Genomic DNA, 15,299 nt, shown 5'->3' on the forward strand with positions numbered 1-15,299 from the left:
CCGGGAACGTCCCCGGCTGGGCCCACGGCCAGGGCGCGGGGCAGCCCGCGGGCCCCGGGCAGGACGGGTTCGCGCCGGGCGAGCGCGGCGGCGTGCCGGAGGGGATTCCGGTGCCGCAGGGGATGCCCGTCACGCGGCGCCGCAGGCGCGCGCTGGCCGACCTGCTCGTACAGGGTGAGGAGCTGCCGGCCCGTACGGAGGGCGGGCCGGCGGCCGGGGCCCCCTCCGAGGAGACCGCCGGGGCCCGGCGGGGTGCCGAGTGAGGCCGGAGGGGACGCGGGCCGCTCAGGGGGAGCGGCCCGCGGCGGCAGGGGAACGGACGACGGTGACCGGCGGCAACGGGAGCGGGGGCGGCATGAGCGGGAGCGAGGGCAGAGTGGACGGGGCACCGGTGCGCGCGGAGCACGGGGCGGGCACGGGGACCGCACCGCCGGCCGGCGGGCCGGCCGCCGCTCTCAAGGAGCCGCCGCGGCTGCGGGACGGGGCGGCCTCCGAGGGGCAGCGGCGGCTGCGGCAGGCCGTCCCCGAGGGACAACCGCGGCGATGGGACACGGCCGCTCCTCCGAGGCCGCGGGAGGAGGCCGCTTCCGACGAGCAGCTGCGGCTGCGGGACGGGGCCCGGCGGTTCCTGGGCCGGCGGCGCGGCGTCGTGGCGCGGCTGGCCGCCTGGTCCGTCGCCGAGGCCGCCCAGACGTTCCTGCTCGGCTTCGCGCTGGCCCGGGCGATCGACGACGGGTTCCTCGCGGGCCGGGCCGTCGTGGGCCTGGGCTGGCTGGCCGCGGCCGCGCTGGCCGTCGCGGTCGGCTCGTACGGCACGGGCCGGGTCTACCGCTCCGTCGCCGACCTGGTGGAGCCGCTCCGCGACGAGCTGCTCCGACGGGTCGTCACCCGCGCGCTGCGGGAGGCCGACCACAGCGCGGTCTCCCGCGCCGCGCACCAGGTGGAGATCGCCCGCGACACCTTCGGCGGGCTGGTGATGGTGTCGCGGGGGTTCGTCTTCACGGCCGCCGGCGCGCTGGCCGGCCTCCTCTCGCTCGCGCCGGTACTGCTGCTCGTCGTCCTGCCGCCGCTCGTCGTGGGCCTCGCCCTCTTCGTGGTGACGCTGCGTCCGATGGCGCGCAGTCAGGAGACGTACCTGGCGGCTGATGAGGCCATCGCGCGCGGGGTGGGCGTGGCGGTCGGCGGGCTGCGCGACGTGACGGCCGGCGGCGCCGAGGAACGGGTGGCGCGCGAGGTGGGGGAGCGCTTCGACGCGGAGTGGCGCGCGTCGCGCACGCTCGCGCGCTGGGGCGTGTGCCGGGATCTGGCGCTCGGCGTGGGCGGGCGGCTGCCGGTGGTCCTGCTGCTGGTCACCGCGCCGTGGCTGCTGGGGAACGGGGTGACGCCGGGCGCGCTGGTCGGCGCGCTGGCCTACCTCACGCAGTCGATGCTGCCCGCGCTGCGGGCCCTGATGCACGGCCTGGGCACGTCCGGCACCCGGCTGGGCGTCGTCCTGCGCCGGCTGACGGGGGCCGGAGGGGGCGTCGGGAGCGCCGCGGACGCCGCGGACTCCACGACGGACGCGACGGGCCCGGCGGACACGGAAGCGGCAGGTGCCGCGACGGCGCCCGAGCCCACCGTGCCCGCCGGGTCCGCCCTCCCCGGTCCCGCCGGCGCCCCGGGAAGGCCCGCGCTCCCCGGTCCGGCCGGTGCCTCCGGAAGGCCCGCCCTGCCCGGTCCCGCGGGTGCCGCCGGAAGGGCCGCGCTCCCCGCCGTGCCCGAATTGCCGGCGCTGCCCTCGGGCGCCCCGGCCGCTCCGGCCGACCCTGCGGCGTCCGCGTCCGCGTCCACGTCCACGTCCGCGTCCGTATCCGCGTCCGCTTCGGCGGGCCGTGGCGGCGGGGCGCGGCACGCCAAGCGGCCGCGGCACGCGCTGCCGCCCAAGCGGCTGACGCTTCCCGGGGGGATCGCGGTGCCGGGGCGTGCGCCGGGCAGTCGGCTCGCGCTGGACGCGGGCGCGCACGCCGGGGACGACGAGCCGGTCGAGACCCCCGTACCGCTGCCCGCGTGGGCGACGCCGCCGGCCGGCAGCGGGCTGGCCCTGGAGGCGCGGGGGGTGTCCTTCGCGTACGGCGAGCACGCGACGCCCGTGGTGCAGGGGCTGGAGCTGACCCTGCCGGTCGGCGGGCACCTGGCCGTCGTGGGGCCGAGCGGCATCGGGAAGTCGACGCTCGCGGCGCTGCTCGCGGGGGTGCTGGTCCCCGATCGGGGGGAGATCCGGCTGGGCGGGAACGGCGCGGGGTCCAGGCGCGTTCTCGTACCGCAGCAGGCTTACGTGTTCTCCGGGACGCTCCGGGAGAACATGCTGTACCTCTGCCCGCGCCCCGAGGAGGTGCCGGACGCCGCGCTGCGGGCCTCGGCCGTGGCGGTCGGCGGTGCGGACCTGGTGCGGCGGCTGGGCGGCTTCGGCGCGCGGGTCACGCCCGGCACGCTCTCCGCCGGCGAGCGCCAGCTGATCGCCCTCGCCCGCGCCCATCTCGCGCCCGCCCCGCTCGCCATCCTCGACGAGGCCGGCTGCCATCTGGACGCGACGGCGGAAGCCCGCGTGGAGCGGGCCTTCGCGGCCCGGCCGGGCGGCTCACTGATCGTCGTCGCGCACCGCATCAGTTCGGCGCTCCGTGCGGACCGCGTCCTGGTGATGGACGGTACGTACGCCCTGTGCGGACGCCATCGGGACCTGCTGCGCCGCTCCGCGCTCTACCGCGACCTCGTGGGGGAGTGGGCGGACGCCGAAGCGGAGCCGGCCCTCCAGCGGTGACCGGCGGACGCCGAAGCGGAGCCGGCCCTCCAGCCGTGATCGGCGGACGCCGAAGGCCGGGACGTCCTCCCGGTGCGTGGGTCACAGCCAGCCCTCTCCCTGGGAGATGCGGATGGCGTCGACCCTGTTGCGGGCGCCGGTCTTGCGGGTGATCGCCGACATGTAGTTGCGCACCGTCCCGTTGGACAGGTGCAGCGTGCCGGCGATCTCGGCGACCGAAGCGCCCTCGGCGGCGAGCGTCAGGACGCTCAGCTCCCGCTGGGTGAGCGGCATTTCGGCGGCCTGCAGGAAGCCGAAGCCCAGCGAGCCGTCGACGAAGCGCCGGCCCGCGGCGACCTGACGTATGCCGACGGCCAGCTGCCCGGGCGAGCCCTCCTTGTCGACGAATCCGAGCGCGTCGGCCTCGAAGGCTCTGCGCAGCGGGCCCGGCCGGTGGGCGGAGCCGAGTACCAGCAGGGCAGGCCCCTTCGGCGGCCCGGCCGCGCCCTCCCGGCCGCCGCCCGCCCCGGGCTCCCCGCCGCACGGCACGGCCTCCGCCGCGCCGCTCATCGGGAGTTCCCGGTATCTGCTGACCTGCTGCGGGATGTGCGCGATGGGGCCGCGCGCGGGCGCGGCGCGGACCGGGACGGCGTGCGCGGCACTGCCGTGCGCCTCCGTCCTCGTCTGCGTGCCGCCCGCGGGGGCACCTCTCGCGGCGGCGCCGACGCCGCTCACCACGGCGCCGTGCGCCCCGGCCGCCGCTCTCGGGGCCCAACCGCTCCGGTACCCGTCGGTATTCCGATACGCACCGTCACTCCATCCGGCGTCCTCTCTCGCGGAAGTACCGTCGGCATGTGCCGCGGGCGCGGCACCGCTGTCCGATAGCTTTCGCAACGCGTTCAATCCGATCGGGATCGCGGAGTCCACATCCACCACACAGACGTCCGGCTGCAGCGCGCGCACCCGGCCCGCCGCGCCTTCCGGCGTGGACACCGCCACCTCTATGTCGTTTTCCCTGCTGAGCACCTCGGCCAACGCCCATCGGAACAGGCAGACGTCGTGCACCAGCAGCACCCGGATCACTGCAGTCCCCCTCCAGACCCCCGTGTACCGGCCTTATTTGGCAACCACCCCGAATTCATACCTGTAAAGGGCGCGCCGTGGGGCCGCAGATCAGGCCAAGAGGGGGCAAGGGGGCGCACGGGTGCACGGCGAGATGCATGTATGCACTCTGTGACGGCGCAAAACCGGGGCCGCGAAAGGGGATACCGGTGCGAAAGCGGGCTATTCCGGGCGCTGGGGGCCGGTCAGCTCGATGAGCCGGCAGACGGTCTCGATGTCGATCTTCACTTGCGCAATCGAGGCCCGGCCCGAGAGCCAGGTGATGAGCGCCGAGTGCCAGGTGTGCTCGATGACCCGCACGGCCGAGAGCTGCTCCGGGGTGGCGGCGGAATCCAGCCCCATGGCGTCCAGAATGATCGCCGTCGTCAGCCGCGAGACGGTGTCCACCTCGGGGCTCACCGACCGGTCGGCGAAGGTGAGCGCGCGCACCATCGCGTCCGCCAGGTGCGGTTCGCGCTGCATCGCGCGGAACGCGCGCATCAGCGTCTGGGCCACCCGCGCCCCGGGGTCACTCTCCGTCGGCGGCCGTTTGCGCAACGTCGCGTGCATGTGCTGCAGCTGGTCCTGCATGGTCGCCACCAGCAGATGGATCTTGGAGGGGAAGTAGCGGTACAGCGTGCCCAGGGCGACGTTCGACAACTCCGCGACCTCGCGCATCTGCACGGCGTCGAAACCGCCGCGCCCGGCCAGCTGCGCGCTGGCGTGCAGGATGCGGCGCCGGCGCGCTTCCTGGCGCTCGGTCAGCGGTGTACTGGCGGGAAGCGCCGGCCGGTGTTCGGAAGTCATGTGTCCCATTCCGTGGCGGTCCGTCCGTCCTGCGGGGGCTGTCGATCTGCTGATCGGGTCAGCATGGCAGGGGGTGGGTCGTGGCGCGAATCACCTGGTGCGGCTCTTTTCGCCAATGCCCCGACCGGTAGATTCGAGCCTGGTGAACTCGTCGGTAACCGATCGGTTCTGTAACTTGTTCTAGATTAGCGCCAGCGGTTACGCTCCGGCGAAAGTCCAGTGAGAGAGGGGCCGAGAGTGTCCGCTGAGGCCGTCCGGGCAGCCGCCGCTCGCCCCGCCGAGGTCACCGGCGACCGCCCCTTGCGGATCGCCCTGCTCACGTACAAGGGGAACCCGTTCTGCGGCGGCCAGGGCGTCTACGTACGCCACCTCTCGCGCGAACTGGCCGGGCTCGGCCACTCCGTGGAGGTCATCGGCGCCCAGCCCTACCCCGTACTGGACGGGGGCGTCCCGCTGACCGAGCTGCCCAGCCTGGACCTGTACCGGCAGCCGGACCCGTTCCGCACGCCCAAGCGCGGCGAGTACCGGGACTGGGTCGACGCGCTCGAAGTCGGCACGATGTGGACCGGCGGCTTCCCCGAGCCGCTCACCTTCTCCCTGCGGGCGCGCCGCCATCTGGCCGCGCGGCGCGGCGACTTCGACGTCGTGCACGACAACCAGACGCTCGGCTACGGCCTGCTCGGCGACCTCGGCGCGCCGCTGGTCACCACGATCCACCACCCCATCACCGTCGACCGGCAGCTGGACCTGGCCGCCGCCGACGGCTGGAAGCGGCGCGCCTCGGTCCGCCGCTGGTACGGCTTCACCCGCATGCAGAAGCGGGTGGCGCGCCGGCTGCCGTCCGTCCTCACCGTCTCCGGCTCCTCCCGCCAGGAGATCACCGACCACCTGGGCGTCCGTCAGGACCGCATCCACGTCGTGCACATCGGCGCCGACACCGACCTCTTCTCGCCGAACCCCGCGGTCCCCGAGATCCCCGGCCGCATCGTCACGACCTCCAGCGCGGATGTGCCGCTCAAGGGCCTGATCCACCTGGTCGAGGCGCTCGCCAAGGTCCGTACCGAGAACCCGGAGGCGCATCTCGTCGTGGTCGGCAAGCGCGCCGACGACGGGCCGGTGGCCGCCGCCATCGAGCGGTACGGGCTCGGCGGCGCCATCGAGTTCGTCAAGGGCATCAGCGACGCCGAGCTGGTCGACCTGGTCCGCTCCGCCCAAGTGGCCTGCGTGCCCTCCCTCTACGAAGGCTTCTCGCTGCCCGCCGCCGAGGCCATGGCCACCGGTACGCCGCTGCTGGCCACCACCGGCGGCGCCATCCCCGAGGTCGCCGGGCCCGACGGCGAGACCTGTCTCGCGGTGCCGCCGGGCGACGCGGGCGCGCTCGCCGCGGGCCTGAACCGGCTGCTCGGCGACGCGGAGCTGCGCCGCCGGCTCGGCACGGCGGGCCGTGCCCGCGTCCTCGCCCGCTTCACCTGGCGGCAGGCGGCCATCGGCACCGCCGAGCGCTACCGCGAGGCCATCGCCCGGCAGGCGGCGCACCGCCCGCGGGCCACTCCCCGTACGGCCGTGCAGGCCGCCGCCGAGCCCGCCGCGCGCGCCTGACAAGCTCTTGTCCCCTGCCCGCCGCGACTGCCGTGACCGCCATACCGTTCCCGCCGTCCCCGTGCGGCCGGGGCACCCCAGGACGAAAGCTGAGAGGCCGTGCTGACCGTCGACTTTTCCCGATTCCCGCTCGCACCGGGTGACCGCGTACTCGATCTGGGGTGCGGCGCGGGCCGGCACGCCTTCGAGTGCTACCGGCGCGGCGCGCACGTCGTGGCCCTCGATCAGAACGCCGAGGAGATCCGCGAGGTCGCCAAGTGGTTCGCCGCCATGGAGGAGGCCGGCGAGGCCCCGGCCGGCGCCACCGCGACCGCGATGGAGGGCGACGCGCTCGCGCTGCCCTTCCCCGACGACAGCTTCGACGTCGTGATCATCTCCGAGGTCATGGAGCACATCCCCGACGACAAGGGCGTGCTCGCCGAGATGGTCCGGGTCCTCAAGCCCGGCGGCCGGATCGCGGTGACCGTCCCGCGCTACGGCCCGGAGAAGGTCTGCTGGGCGCTCAGCGACGCGTACCACGAGGTCGAGGGCGGCCACATCCGCATCTACAAGGCCGACGAACTGCTCGGCAAGATGCGCGAGGCGGGCCTGCGCCCCTACGGCACGCACCACGCGCACGGGCTGCACTCCCCGTACTGGTGGCTCAAGTGCGCGTTCGGCGTGGACAACGACAAGGCGCTGCCGGTCAAGGCGTACCACAAGCTCCTGGTCTGGGACATCATGAAGAAGCCGCTGGCCACGCGGGTCGCCGAGAGCGCCCTCAACCCGCTCATCGGCAAGAGCTTCGTCGCGTACGCCACCAAGCCGCACGAGCCGAAGGCGCACGCCGCCGCCACGCACGACGAGCCCGCGCGAGCCGCCCTGTGACGAGCCCCGGGCGCACCGAACGACTCGTCCTGCCCGGAGTGCTCACCGCGGAGCAGGCCGCCCGCACCGTCGCCGGCATCCTCGCGACGCAGCGCGCCGACGGCGCCATCCCGTGGTTCCGGGGCCACCACCTCGACCCCTGGGACCACACCGAGGCCGCGATGGCCTTGGACGCCGCGGGCGAGCACGCCCGCGCCGAGGCCGCGTACCAGTGGCTCGCCGACCACCAGTTGCCCGACGGCTCCTGGTACGCCGCGTACGCCGACGGGGAGGCGGACCGGCCCACCGACCGCGGCCGCGAGACCAACTTCTGCGCGTACCTCGCCGTCGGCGTCTGGCACCACTACCTCTCCACCGGCGACGACACCTTCCTCGACCGCATGTGGTCCACCGTGTACGCGGCGATCGAGTTCGTCCTGGCCCTCCAGCAGCCCGGTGGCGAGATCGGCTGGAAGCGCGAGGACGACGGCACGCCCGTCAACGACGCGCTGCTCACCGGGTCCTCCTCCATCTACCAGGCGCTGCGTTGCGCCCTGGCCGTCGCCGACCAGTGCGGCGCGCCGCAGCCGGACTGGGAGCTGGCCGTCGGCCGGCTCGGCCACGCCATCCGCCACCACCCCGAACGCTTCCTGGACAAGTCCCGCTACTCCATGGACTGGTACTACCCGGTGCTCGGGGGCGCGCTGCGCGGCCAGGCCGCCAAGGAGCGCATCGAGGACCGGTGGGAGGACTTCGTCGTGCCCGGCCTCGGCGTGCGCTGCGTGCTGCCGAACCCCTGGGTCACCGGCGGCGAGAGCGCCGAACTGGCGCTGGCCCTCTGGGCGATGGGCGAGTCCGACCGCGCGGTGGACATCCTCCGCTCGATCCGGCATCTGCGCGCCGAGGACGGCATGTACTGGACCGGCTATGTCTTCGACGACGACACGGTCTGGCCGCGCGAGCTGACGTCGTGGACGGCCGGCTCCCTGCTGCTGGCGGTGGCCGCGCTCGGCGGCGACGAGGCGACCACGGCCGTCTTCGGCGGCGAGCGGCTCCCGACGGGCCTGAATCCGGACTGCTGCGGCTGATCCTCCTCTCCCGCCCGTCCTCAAATCGGGGGCGGGCGCGGGGAGATGCGCACTAGTGTGCGGGTATGACGCGTCTTGGGTATGAGAGGTACTGCGACGAGATCACGGCGCAGGCCCGGTTGTTCCGCGAGGCACTGCAGGGGGCGGACCTGAAGGCGACGGTGCCCACCTGCCCGGACTGGACGGTCGGTGACCTGACCCGGCACCTCGGCGGGGCGCTGCGCTGGATGGCGGAGACGGTGCGGACCCGGGCGACGGAGCCCGTGTCCGAGGAGCGGATCCCGGGTGCCGCGGGGCCCGACGACGGCGAGCCGGCGGCGCTGGGCGCCTGGCTGCGGGAGAGCGCGGCGCTGGCGGCCGGCGCGCTGTCGGAGGCCGGACCGGGCACCGCGGTGTGGAGCTGGACCGACGAGCGGAGCACGGACTTCTGGGTGCGGCGCGCGGTGCACGAGACCGTGGTCCACCGCGCGGACGCGGCGCTCGCGGTCGGCGTGCCGTACGAACTGGACCCCGAGGTCGCGGCCGACAGCCTGGAGGAGTGGCTGGAGATCGGGAGCCTGCCGCAGACGATGGAGCGGCGGCCGGAGCTGGCGCGGCTGCTGGGGCCGGGCCGGACGATCCATCTGCACGCCACCGACACCGACCCGGACAAGGACGGCGGGGAGTGGCTGATCGACCTCACGGGCGAGGCCATCACCTGGCGCCGGGGGCACGAGAAGGCCGCGGTGGCGCTGCGCGGGCCGATGAAGGACCTGCTGCTGGTGTTCTACCGGCGGCTGTCCGTGGAGGACGCGGATGTGACGGTCATCGGCGACCGCGCGCTGCTGGACGAGTGGCTGGAGCTGGTCAGCTTCGGGTGACCGGCCGCACTGTGGCTAGGCGTTGAGCTCGGCGAGGGTGCGCAGGGTGTGCGGGTCGGGGGCGGTGACCAGGAGGTCGGTGACCGGGCCCGCGCGCCACAACTCCAGCCGTTCGGCGAGGCGTTCGCGCGGGCCGACGAGGGAGATCTCGTCGGCGAAGGCGTCGGGGACGGCGCGCACGGCCTCCTCCCTGCGCCCCTCCAGGAAGAGCTGCTGGATCCGCCGAGCCGCCTCCTCGTACCCCATCCGCGCCATCAGGTCCGCGTGGAAATTCCGGGTCGCGTGCCCCATGCCGCCGATGTAGAAGCCGAGCATCGCCTTCACCGGCAGCAGCCCCTCCGCGACGTCGTCGCAGACCGCGGCGCGGACCATGGGCGCGACGCGGAAGCCCGCCGGCGCGTCGGCCAGCGCCGCCCGGTGGACGGAGACGCGCGTCGGCGACCAGTACAGCGGCAGCCAGCCGTCGGCGATGCGGGCGGTCTGCGCGATGTTCTTCGGGCCCTCGGCGGCGAGGAACAGGGGCAGTCCGGCGCGCAGGGGGTGGGTGATCGGCTTGAGCGGCCGGCCGAGGCCGGTGCCGTCCGGGCCGCGGTACGGATGGGCGTGGTAGCGGCCGTCCAGCGTCACCGGGCCGGCGCGGCGCAGCACCTGCCGTACGACGTCGACGTATTCGCGGGTCGCGGTCAGCGGGCTCTTGGGGAACGGCCTGCCGTACCAGCCCTCCACGACCTGCGGCCCGGACAGCCCCAACCCCAGCGTCAGCCGGCCGCCGCTGAGGTGGTCGAGGGTGAGCGCGTGCATCGCGGTGGCGGTGGGCGTGCGGGCCGCCATCTGCGCGATGCCGGTGCCCAGCCCGATCCGCGAGGTGTGGGCGGCGATCCAGGTGAGCGCGGTGAAGGCGTCCGAGCCCCAGGACTCCGCCGTCCACACCGAGTCGTAGCCCAACGCCTCGGCAGCGCGGGCGAGTTCGAGGTGGCGGGGGTCGGGTCCGCGGCCCCAGTAACCGAGCGCCAGTCCGAGCCGCATGCCGCTCCCTCCTGACGTACCGTCAGTTCGGTGCGGTGACTGTACGGGCCGCGGCCGGGGAAGGCAACGGCCCCCCGCCCACGGGAAGAGGGCGAGGGGCCGGGAATGCGGCAGGCGGGCGTCAGCCGCGCTGGATGCCGGTGGTGTCCTGCAGGACGCCGCGGCGGCCGTCCTGGGTCTGCGCGATCAGCGCCTGGCCGCGCTGCTCCACCGCGAGGTACCAGGTGCCGGGCGCCAGTTCGGCGATCGGCGTCGGGCTGCCGTCCTCGCCGTACAGCGGGCGGGCGACCGGAACCGCGAACCAGAACGGCGCGAACCCGTCGGCCGGCGCGGCGGTCTGCTGGTCGGCGGCGACGGGCGCCGGCTGGCCGGCCTGACCGCCCTGCGTGGGCTGCGGCTGGCCGCCGTACGAGGGCTGGCCGCCCTGCTGCTGAGCGCCCGGGTAGCCGTATCCCTGGCCCGGCACCTGCTGCTGCGCGCCCGGGTAGCCGTAGCCGGCGCCCGCGGGGTACGCGGACGGGGTGGCGGCGGGGGCGGTGACGAGCTGGGCCTGCAGCGCCGGGACGAGCGGCGCGGCGACGGCCGCGCCCGCGAGGATCAGCGCGGCGATGAAGCCGATGATGATGCCGGGGCCCGCGCTGCCGACGCCGATGATCGTCCAGAACGCGGTCCACGCGGCGAAGATCGTGATCGCGACACCGAACTGTCCCAGCTCGAGGCCGGCGATCTTGCGAGGCTGCGGCGTCATGCGGTGCACGACGATCAGCGCCGCACCGATGACACCCGCCAGGTAGATGCTCATGACGACCGGAAGCATGTCCCAGGCGTTGAAGCTCTCCAAGCCACCGGAGTAATCGAGGAACGAGGCGATGAACAGCAACACCGCTGCTCCGATCACCACGCCGTCGCCTCGTGTGAGGGATCGGATGTTCACGTAAGAAGTCCTTTGCCGTGTTTCGTCATGGGTCGTGCTGTCACCGATTGCGCACGGTGCGAGGCGCGGGGGTGGCCCCATCGTAAGGGGGAACCTACCGCCCCCTCCGCCGGGTCGTCTCGTCCGTATAAGGGGCGCGTCCGGCCCCTGCGGGCGGCGGCTGCCGCGGCTTCTCAGCCCCGCAGGAAGCCCGTGATGCCCTCGGTGATGCCGACGGCGGCCTTCTGACGCCAGGCGGGGTCGGTGAGGCGCGCGGCGTCCTGCGCGTCGCGCATGTTCCCGCACTCCAGGAAGACCTTCGGCACCCGGGAGAGGTTGAGCCCGCCCAGGTCGGTACGGGTGTCCAAGCCCTTGCCGGCGCCGATGTAGTTGGCCGGCGCGCTGCCGGTCGCCGCGACGAAGCGGCCCACGAGATGGTCGGCGAGGTTCCGCGACGGGCCGGTGATCTTACGGGTGTCCGCGCCGCCGCTGTGCACCACGCCGGGGCGGATCACGTGGAAGCCGCGGTTGCCGGCCCCGGCGCCGTCGGCGTGGATCGAGAGCGCGGCGTCCGCGTGCGCCTCGTTGCCGATCTCGGCGCGCTCGTCCACGCACGGGCCGTACGGGCGGTCGCCGTCCTGGGTGAAGACGACCTTCGCGCCTTCCTTCCGCAGCAGCGTGCGGGCACGGCGCGCCACGTCGAGCGTGAAGGACGCCTCCGCGTATCCGGCGTTGGTGGAGGTGCCGGTGGTGTCGCACTCCTTGCGCGCGTTGCCGACGTCGACCTGGCGCGCGATCTCCGCGGTGTGGTCGCGGTTGGTCGGATTGTGGCCGGGGTCGATCAGCACGACCTTGCCCCGGAGCGGTCCGCCCCGGCCCTCGTCGCCCTTGTCCCGGCCGCTCGTCCCCTCATGGCTCTTGCCCCCGTGGCTCTTGTCCCCGTCGTCCTCGCTCCGGCCGGCCGGCTGACCGGCGGGCGAGTGCGACCCGGCCGCCGCGGGCCGCTCCGGGCCCGGCCTGGCCTCGGACGCCGGACCGCTGCCGGTGGCGCCGCAGCCGGCGCAGCAGAGTGCTGTCAGTACCGCCGTCACGCCCAGCAGCGTGCGGACGGGGCGGCGGGAGGTGGGGGGAGTACTGCCGTTCGACACAGCGCGATCGTAACGTCCCGCGCCCGGAAGCCGGTGTTCCCGCGGGGCGCGTCCGCTGGCGCGTCCCGTCGCGCGTCCCTCAGATGCCGTCGCCCGTGCGCCGCAGGACGCGCAACGACCGGTGCGCCGAGACCTCCGTGAACGCGCCGGACTCCAGGGCGCGCCGGTAGACGCGGTACGGGGCCTGGCCCGTCCACTCGTCCACCGGGTCGGGGAAGACGTCGTGGATCACCAGCAGGCCGCCGGGCGCGACGTGCGGGGCCCAGCCCTCGTAGTCCGCCGTGGCGTGCTCGTCGGTGTGCCCGCCGTCGATGAAGACCAGGCCCGCCGGGGCCCGCCACAGCGCCGCGGCCTGCGGGGAGCGCCCGACGAGCGCGAGGACGTGCTCCTCCAGCCCCGCCGCGTGCAGCGTCCGCCGGAAGGTGGGCAGCGTGTCCATCCGCCCCACCTCGGGGTCGACGACCTCCGTGTCGTGGTACTCCCAGCCCGGCTGCTGCTCCTCGCTGCCGCGGTGGTGGTCCACGGTGACCGCGGTGACCCCGGTGGCGCGCGCGGCGTCGGCCAGCAGCAGCGTGGAGCGCCCGCAGTACGTGCCGATCTCGACCAGCGGCAGCCCGAGCGCGCCCGCCTCGACGGCCGCCGCGTACAGCGCGAGCCCCTCGTCCACGGGCATGAACCCCTTCGCCGCCTCGAACGCGGCGAGCGTCTCCGGCCGGGGAGCGGCGGTCATGGGCTTACCTCCAGGTGGCGGGCGCCGGGACTCGTTACCGACGCGTACATCCAGCTCATCGTGCCGCACGCCGGGCACGGGGGCGCGCGCGGGGGAGTCGTTACCCTCGTCGGGCCATCGTGATCAGTACGGGTGTACCGAGGGGGAGCGGATGACGGACGACGAGGGCGAGCGGGCGACGGGCGGCGGCCGGCGGAAGCGCAGGACGGCGATCGTGAGCACGGTGGCCGCGGGGGCGCTGTTCGCGGCCGGTGCCGGACTCTGGGCGACCGGTTCCTGGCCGTTCAAGGACCGTTACTGCTGGGGCGCCTGGCAAGAGGACAGTGGCGCGCTGGTCCTGGGGGACAAGGTGCTCTACGGGCAGGGCGCCGAGCGGACCGGCGCCGAGTCGGCGCCCCCGTCCCCCGAGCACCCGCGGGGCAGCTGCACGGTCACCGTGCACGCCGTCTCCGAGCCGGGCGGCGAGGACGGCCCGATCGACTACGACGAGCAGGTCCGGGTCCAGTACGGGCCGGTCCCGGTGGGCGCGGCGGACCGCAGGGAGTGGATCGCCACCCGGCTGGACGGCTCGGGCACGCCGCTCCCCGGCGGCCTGCCCGGCATGGTCGAGGAGGGCCATGCGGTGCTCGTACTGCCCGAGGAGTGCGACGTGGACGGCCGGCCCTCCGCGGTGACGGTCCGGCACACGGGTACCTCGGCGGACCGCGAGAACAGCGTGCCCATGGCCTCGGTCATCGGCACCCTGCCGCAGGTCACCGACCTGCTGCTGGCCGTGGCCGACAAGGGCATGGAGGCGGCGGGCTGCGCGCCGGACGAGCCGCTGCGCAGGACGGCGGAGCTCGGCCCGGAGCCGGGCGACCGGCTGCCGCAGAGCGAGGACCGGGACGTGTGCGGCCACCGCGGCGTCCGGCTCGGCCTCGACCCCGACCGGCGCTATCTGGTGCAGCCGGGCGTGGACCGCGCGGGACTCCAGTACTGCTCGCTGGACGAGTTCTGGGATCCCACGGTCCGCACCGAGTGGCGGGCGCACTTCCTCGCGACCTCGCTGCCGCGGCTGGCCGCGCTGTTCGACGGGCTGCCGGACGGGCGGGCGCGGGGGCTGGCGCGGGCCGAGTGCGACGGCCGGCCGACCGTGTTCTCGCTGTACACGAGCCCGGCGCTGCGGGAGCGTGCGAAGCCCTTCGCCGACCGGTCCTTCACCGCCTATGTGCGCTCGGCCGAGCGGCACTTGGGCTGCCCGGGCGCGGTGCCGAGTACCTGACCACCGGCGACCGCCCGGTAGCTGACTGGCCGTCAGCTCCAGCCTTCCGTCTTGCTGGAACCTGTTCTACTGTGCCCCGCATGGGGATCGGAATCGCGCGAGAGCAACGGGAGTTGGCGGCGGCGGTGCGCGGGTGGGCGACCCGTGCCGTGCCGTCCGAGGACCGGCGCAAGCTGCTCGACGCCGCGCCGGGGCCGGCCGGGCGGGCCGCCTGGTGGGCCGAGCTGGCCGCACAGGGGCTGCTCGGCCCGCAGCTTCCGGAGGAGTGCGGCGGGGGCGGCGGCGAGCTGCTGGACCTGGCCGTCGTCCTGGAGGAGACGGGCCGGGCCGGGCTGCCGGGGCCGTACCTGCCCAGCGCCCTGGCCGCCGAACTGCTGCACCGCGGTGGGCGGCCGGACCTTGTACGGGCCGTGGCCACGGGCGAGCGCATCGCCGCCGTCGCGCTGGAAGCGGGCGCGATGACGGCGGTCGAGGGTGCCGAGGGGTACGTCCTGGACGGCACGGCCCCGCCCGTACTCGGCGGCGGGGACGCCGATCTGCTGCTGCTGGCTGCCGAGACCGCCACCGGTACGGTCTGGCTGGCCGCCGACACCGGGACGACCGGGCTGACCGTCCGGGTGCCGCCCGGCGCCGATCCGACGCGCCCCGCCGCCGAAGTCACCGCGTCCGGCGCGCCGGTCTCCGCCGACCGCCTGGTCGCCGTCGACGCGGCGCTCGTACGGGACCTGGCCGGCACGCTGTTCGCCGCCGAGGCGTGCGGCACCGCCGCCTGGGCGCTGCGCACCGCGGCCGAGTACGCCGCCGTGCGCGAGCAGTTCGGGCGGCCCATCGGGCAGTTCCAGGCGGTCAAGCACCTGTGCGCGGAGATGCTCGTCCGGCTCGAACAGGCGCGGGCGCTCGTCTGGGACGCCGCCCGGGCCGTGGACGAGGCGCCGGAGGTGCGCGGGCTGGTGTCCGCGCTGGCCACCGCGACCGCCCTGGAGGCCGCGTTCACCTGTACCAAGGACTGCATCCAGATACTCGGCGGCATCGGCTTCACCTGGGAGCACGACGCGCATCTGTACCTGCGCCGGGCGACCGTGGCCCGGCAGCTGCTGGGCGGCCCGTCCGCGCACCGGCAGCGCGCGGCCCGGTACGGCGCGGC

General features: G+C 74.9%; 13 protein-coding genes and 1 pseudogene. 8 read left to right on the plus strand and 6 right to left on the minus strand.

All coding sequences use genetic code 11. The features are described 5' to 3' along the window. Together ABT381_RS31155 and ABT381_RS31160 are read left to right on the plus strand one after the other, a co-directional pair. Positions 1 to 263: pseudogene (locus tag ABT381_RS31155) on the plus strand (hypothetical protein); the annotation flags it as partial. 92 nt (positions 264 to 355) lie between these two features. Beyond that, the gene (locus tag ABT381_RS31160; protein ID WP_351600091.1) at positions 356 to 2,797 is read left to right on the plus strand and encodes an ATP-binding cassette domain-containing protein; all 2,442 of its coding nucleotides are present in this window, start codon (positions 356 to 358) and stop codon (positions 2,795 to 2,797) included. An 81-nt stretch (positions 2,798 to 2,878) separates the two neighbouring features. Here the strand turns inward: ABT381_RS31160 and ABT381_RS31165 are convergent, their stop codons facing one another. Then, positions 2,879 to 3,511: a helix-turn-helix transcriptional regulator gene (locus tag ABT381_RS31165; RefSeq protein ID WP_351600093.1), complete on the minus strand. Its 633-nt coding sequence runs from the start codon at positions 3,509 to 3,511 to the stop codon at positions 2,879 to 2,881. 549 nt (positions 3,512 to 4,060) lie between these two features. Then, the gene (locus tag ABT381_RS31170; RefSeq protein ID WP_351600095.1) at positions 4,061 to 4,684 is read right to left on the minus strand and encodes a TetR family transcriptional regulator; all 624 of its coding nucleotides are present in this window, start codon (positions 4,682 to 4,684) and stop codon (positions 4,061 to 4,063) included. A 237-nt stretch (positions 4,685 to 4,921) separates the two neighbouring features. Between ABT381_RS31170 and ABT381_RS31175 the strand changes: the two genes are divergently transcribed. The 4 genes from ABT381_RS31175 (at position 4,922) to ABT381_RS31190 (ending at position 9,077) form a co-directional block, all read left to right on the plus strand. Then, the gene (locus ABT381_RS31175) at positions 4,922 to 6,283 is read left to right on the plus strand and encodes a glycosyltransferase family 4 protein (protein ID WP_351600097.1); all 1,362 of its coding nucleotides are present in this window, start codon (positions 4,922 to 4,924) and stop codon (positions 6,281 to 6,283) included. Between the two features lie 99 nt (positions 6,284 to 6,382). Next, positions 6,383 to 7,150 carry a class I SAM-dependent methyltransferase gene (locus ABT381_RS31180; protein ID WP_351600099.1) on the plus strand — a complete coding sequence of 256 codons (768 nt, stop codon included), beginning with the start codon at positions 6,383 to 6,385 and terminating at the stop codon, positions 7,148 to 7,150. Beyond that, complete coding sequence (locus ABT381_RS31185) at positions 7,147 to 8,217, plus strand: prenyltransferase/squalene oxidase repeat-containing protein (RefSeq protein ID WP_351600101.1); 1,071 nt, start codon at positions 7,147 to 7,149, stop codon at positions 8,215 to 8,217. Before ABT381_RS31180 ends, ABT381_RS31185 begins: the two co-directional genes overlap by 4 nt. Before the next feature lie 65 nt (positions 8,218 to 8,282). Continuing rightward, on the plus strand, positions 8,283 to 9,077 hold the full coding sequence (locus tag ABT381_RS31190) for a maleylpyruvate isomerase family mycothiol-dependent enzyme (RefSeq protein ID WP_351600103.1): 795 nt from the start codon (positions 8,283 to 8,285) through the stop codon (positions 9,075 to 9,077). Between the two features lie 15 nt (positions 9,078 to 9,092). Here the strand turns inward: ABT381_RS31190 and ABT381_RS31195 are convergent, their stop codons facing one another. The 4 genes from ABT381_RS31195 to ABT381_RS31210 form a co-directional block, all read right to left on the minus strand. After that, positions 9,093 to 10,103, minus strand: coding sequence for an LLM class F420-dependent oxidoreductase (locus ABT381_RS31195; RefSeq protein ID WP_351600105.1), 1,011 nt, complete (start codon positions 10,101 to 10,103; stop codon positions 9,093 to 9,095). 121 nt (positions 10,104 to 10,224) lie between these two features. After that, the gene (locus ABT381_RS31200) at positions 10,225 to 11,037 is read right to left on the minus strand and encodes a hypothetical protein (protein WP_351600107.1); all 813 of its coding nucleotides are present in this window, start codon (positions 11,035 to 11,037) and stop codon (positions 10,225 to 10,227) included. 173 nt (positions 11,038 to 11,210) lie between these two features. Further along, on the minus strand, positions 11,211 to 12,164 hold the full coding sequence (locus ABT381_RS31205) for an N-acetylmuramoyl-L-alanine amidase (RefSeq protein WP_351600109.1): 954 nt from the start codon (positions 12,162 to 12,164) through the stop codon (positions 11,211 to 11,213). Between the two features lie 79 nt (positions 12,165 to 12,243). Beyond that, complete coding sequence (locus ABT381_RS31210) at positions 12,244 to 12,894, minus strand: class I SAM-dependent methyltransferase (RefSeq protein WP_351600110.1); 651 nt, start codon at positions 12,892 to 12,894, stop codon at positions 12,244 to 12,246. Positions 12,895 to 13,045: 151 nt separating this feature from the next. Between ABT381_RS31210 and ABT381_RS31215 the strand changes: the two genes are divergently transcribed. Together ABT381_RS31215 and ABT381_RS31220 are read left to right on the plus strand one after the other, a co-directional pair. Beyond that, the gene (locus ABT381_RS31215; protein WP_351600112.1) at positions 13,046 to 14,155 is read left to right on the plus strand and encodes a hypothetical protein; all 1,110 of its coding nucleotides are present in this window, start codon (positions 13,046 to 13,048) and stop codon (positions 14,153 to 14,155) included. An 80-nt stretch (positions 14,156 to 14,235) separates the two neighbouring features. Continuing rightward, on the plus strand, positions 14,236 to 15,299 hold a 1,064-nt coding region (locus tag ABT381_RS31220; RefSeq protein WP_351600114.1), incomplete at its 3' end, for an acyl-CoA dehydrogenase family protein.

The sequence above is a fragment of the Streptomyces sp. NPDC000151 genome (genome assembly GCF_040301705.1).
GTDB lineage: Bacteria > Actinomycetota > Actinomycetes > Streptomycetales > Streptomycetaceae > Streptomyces.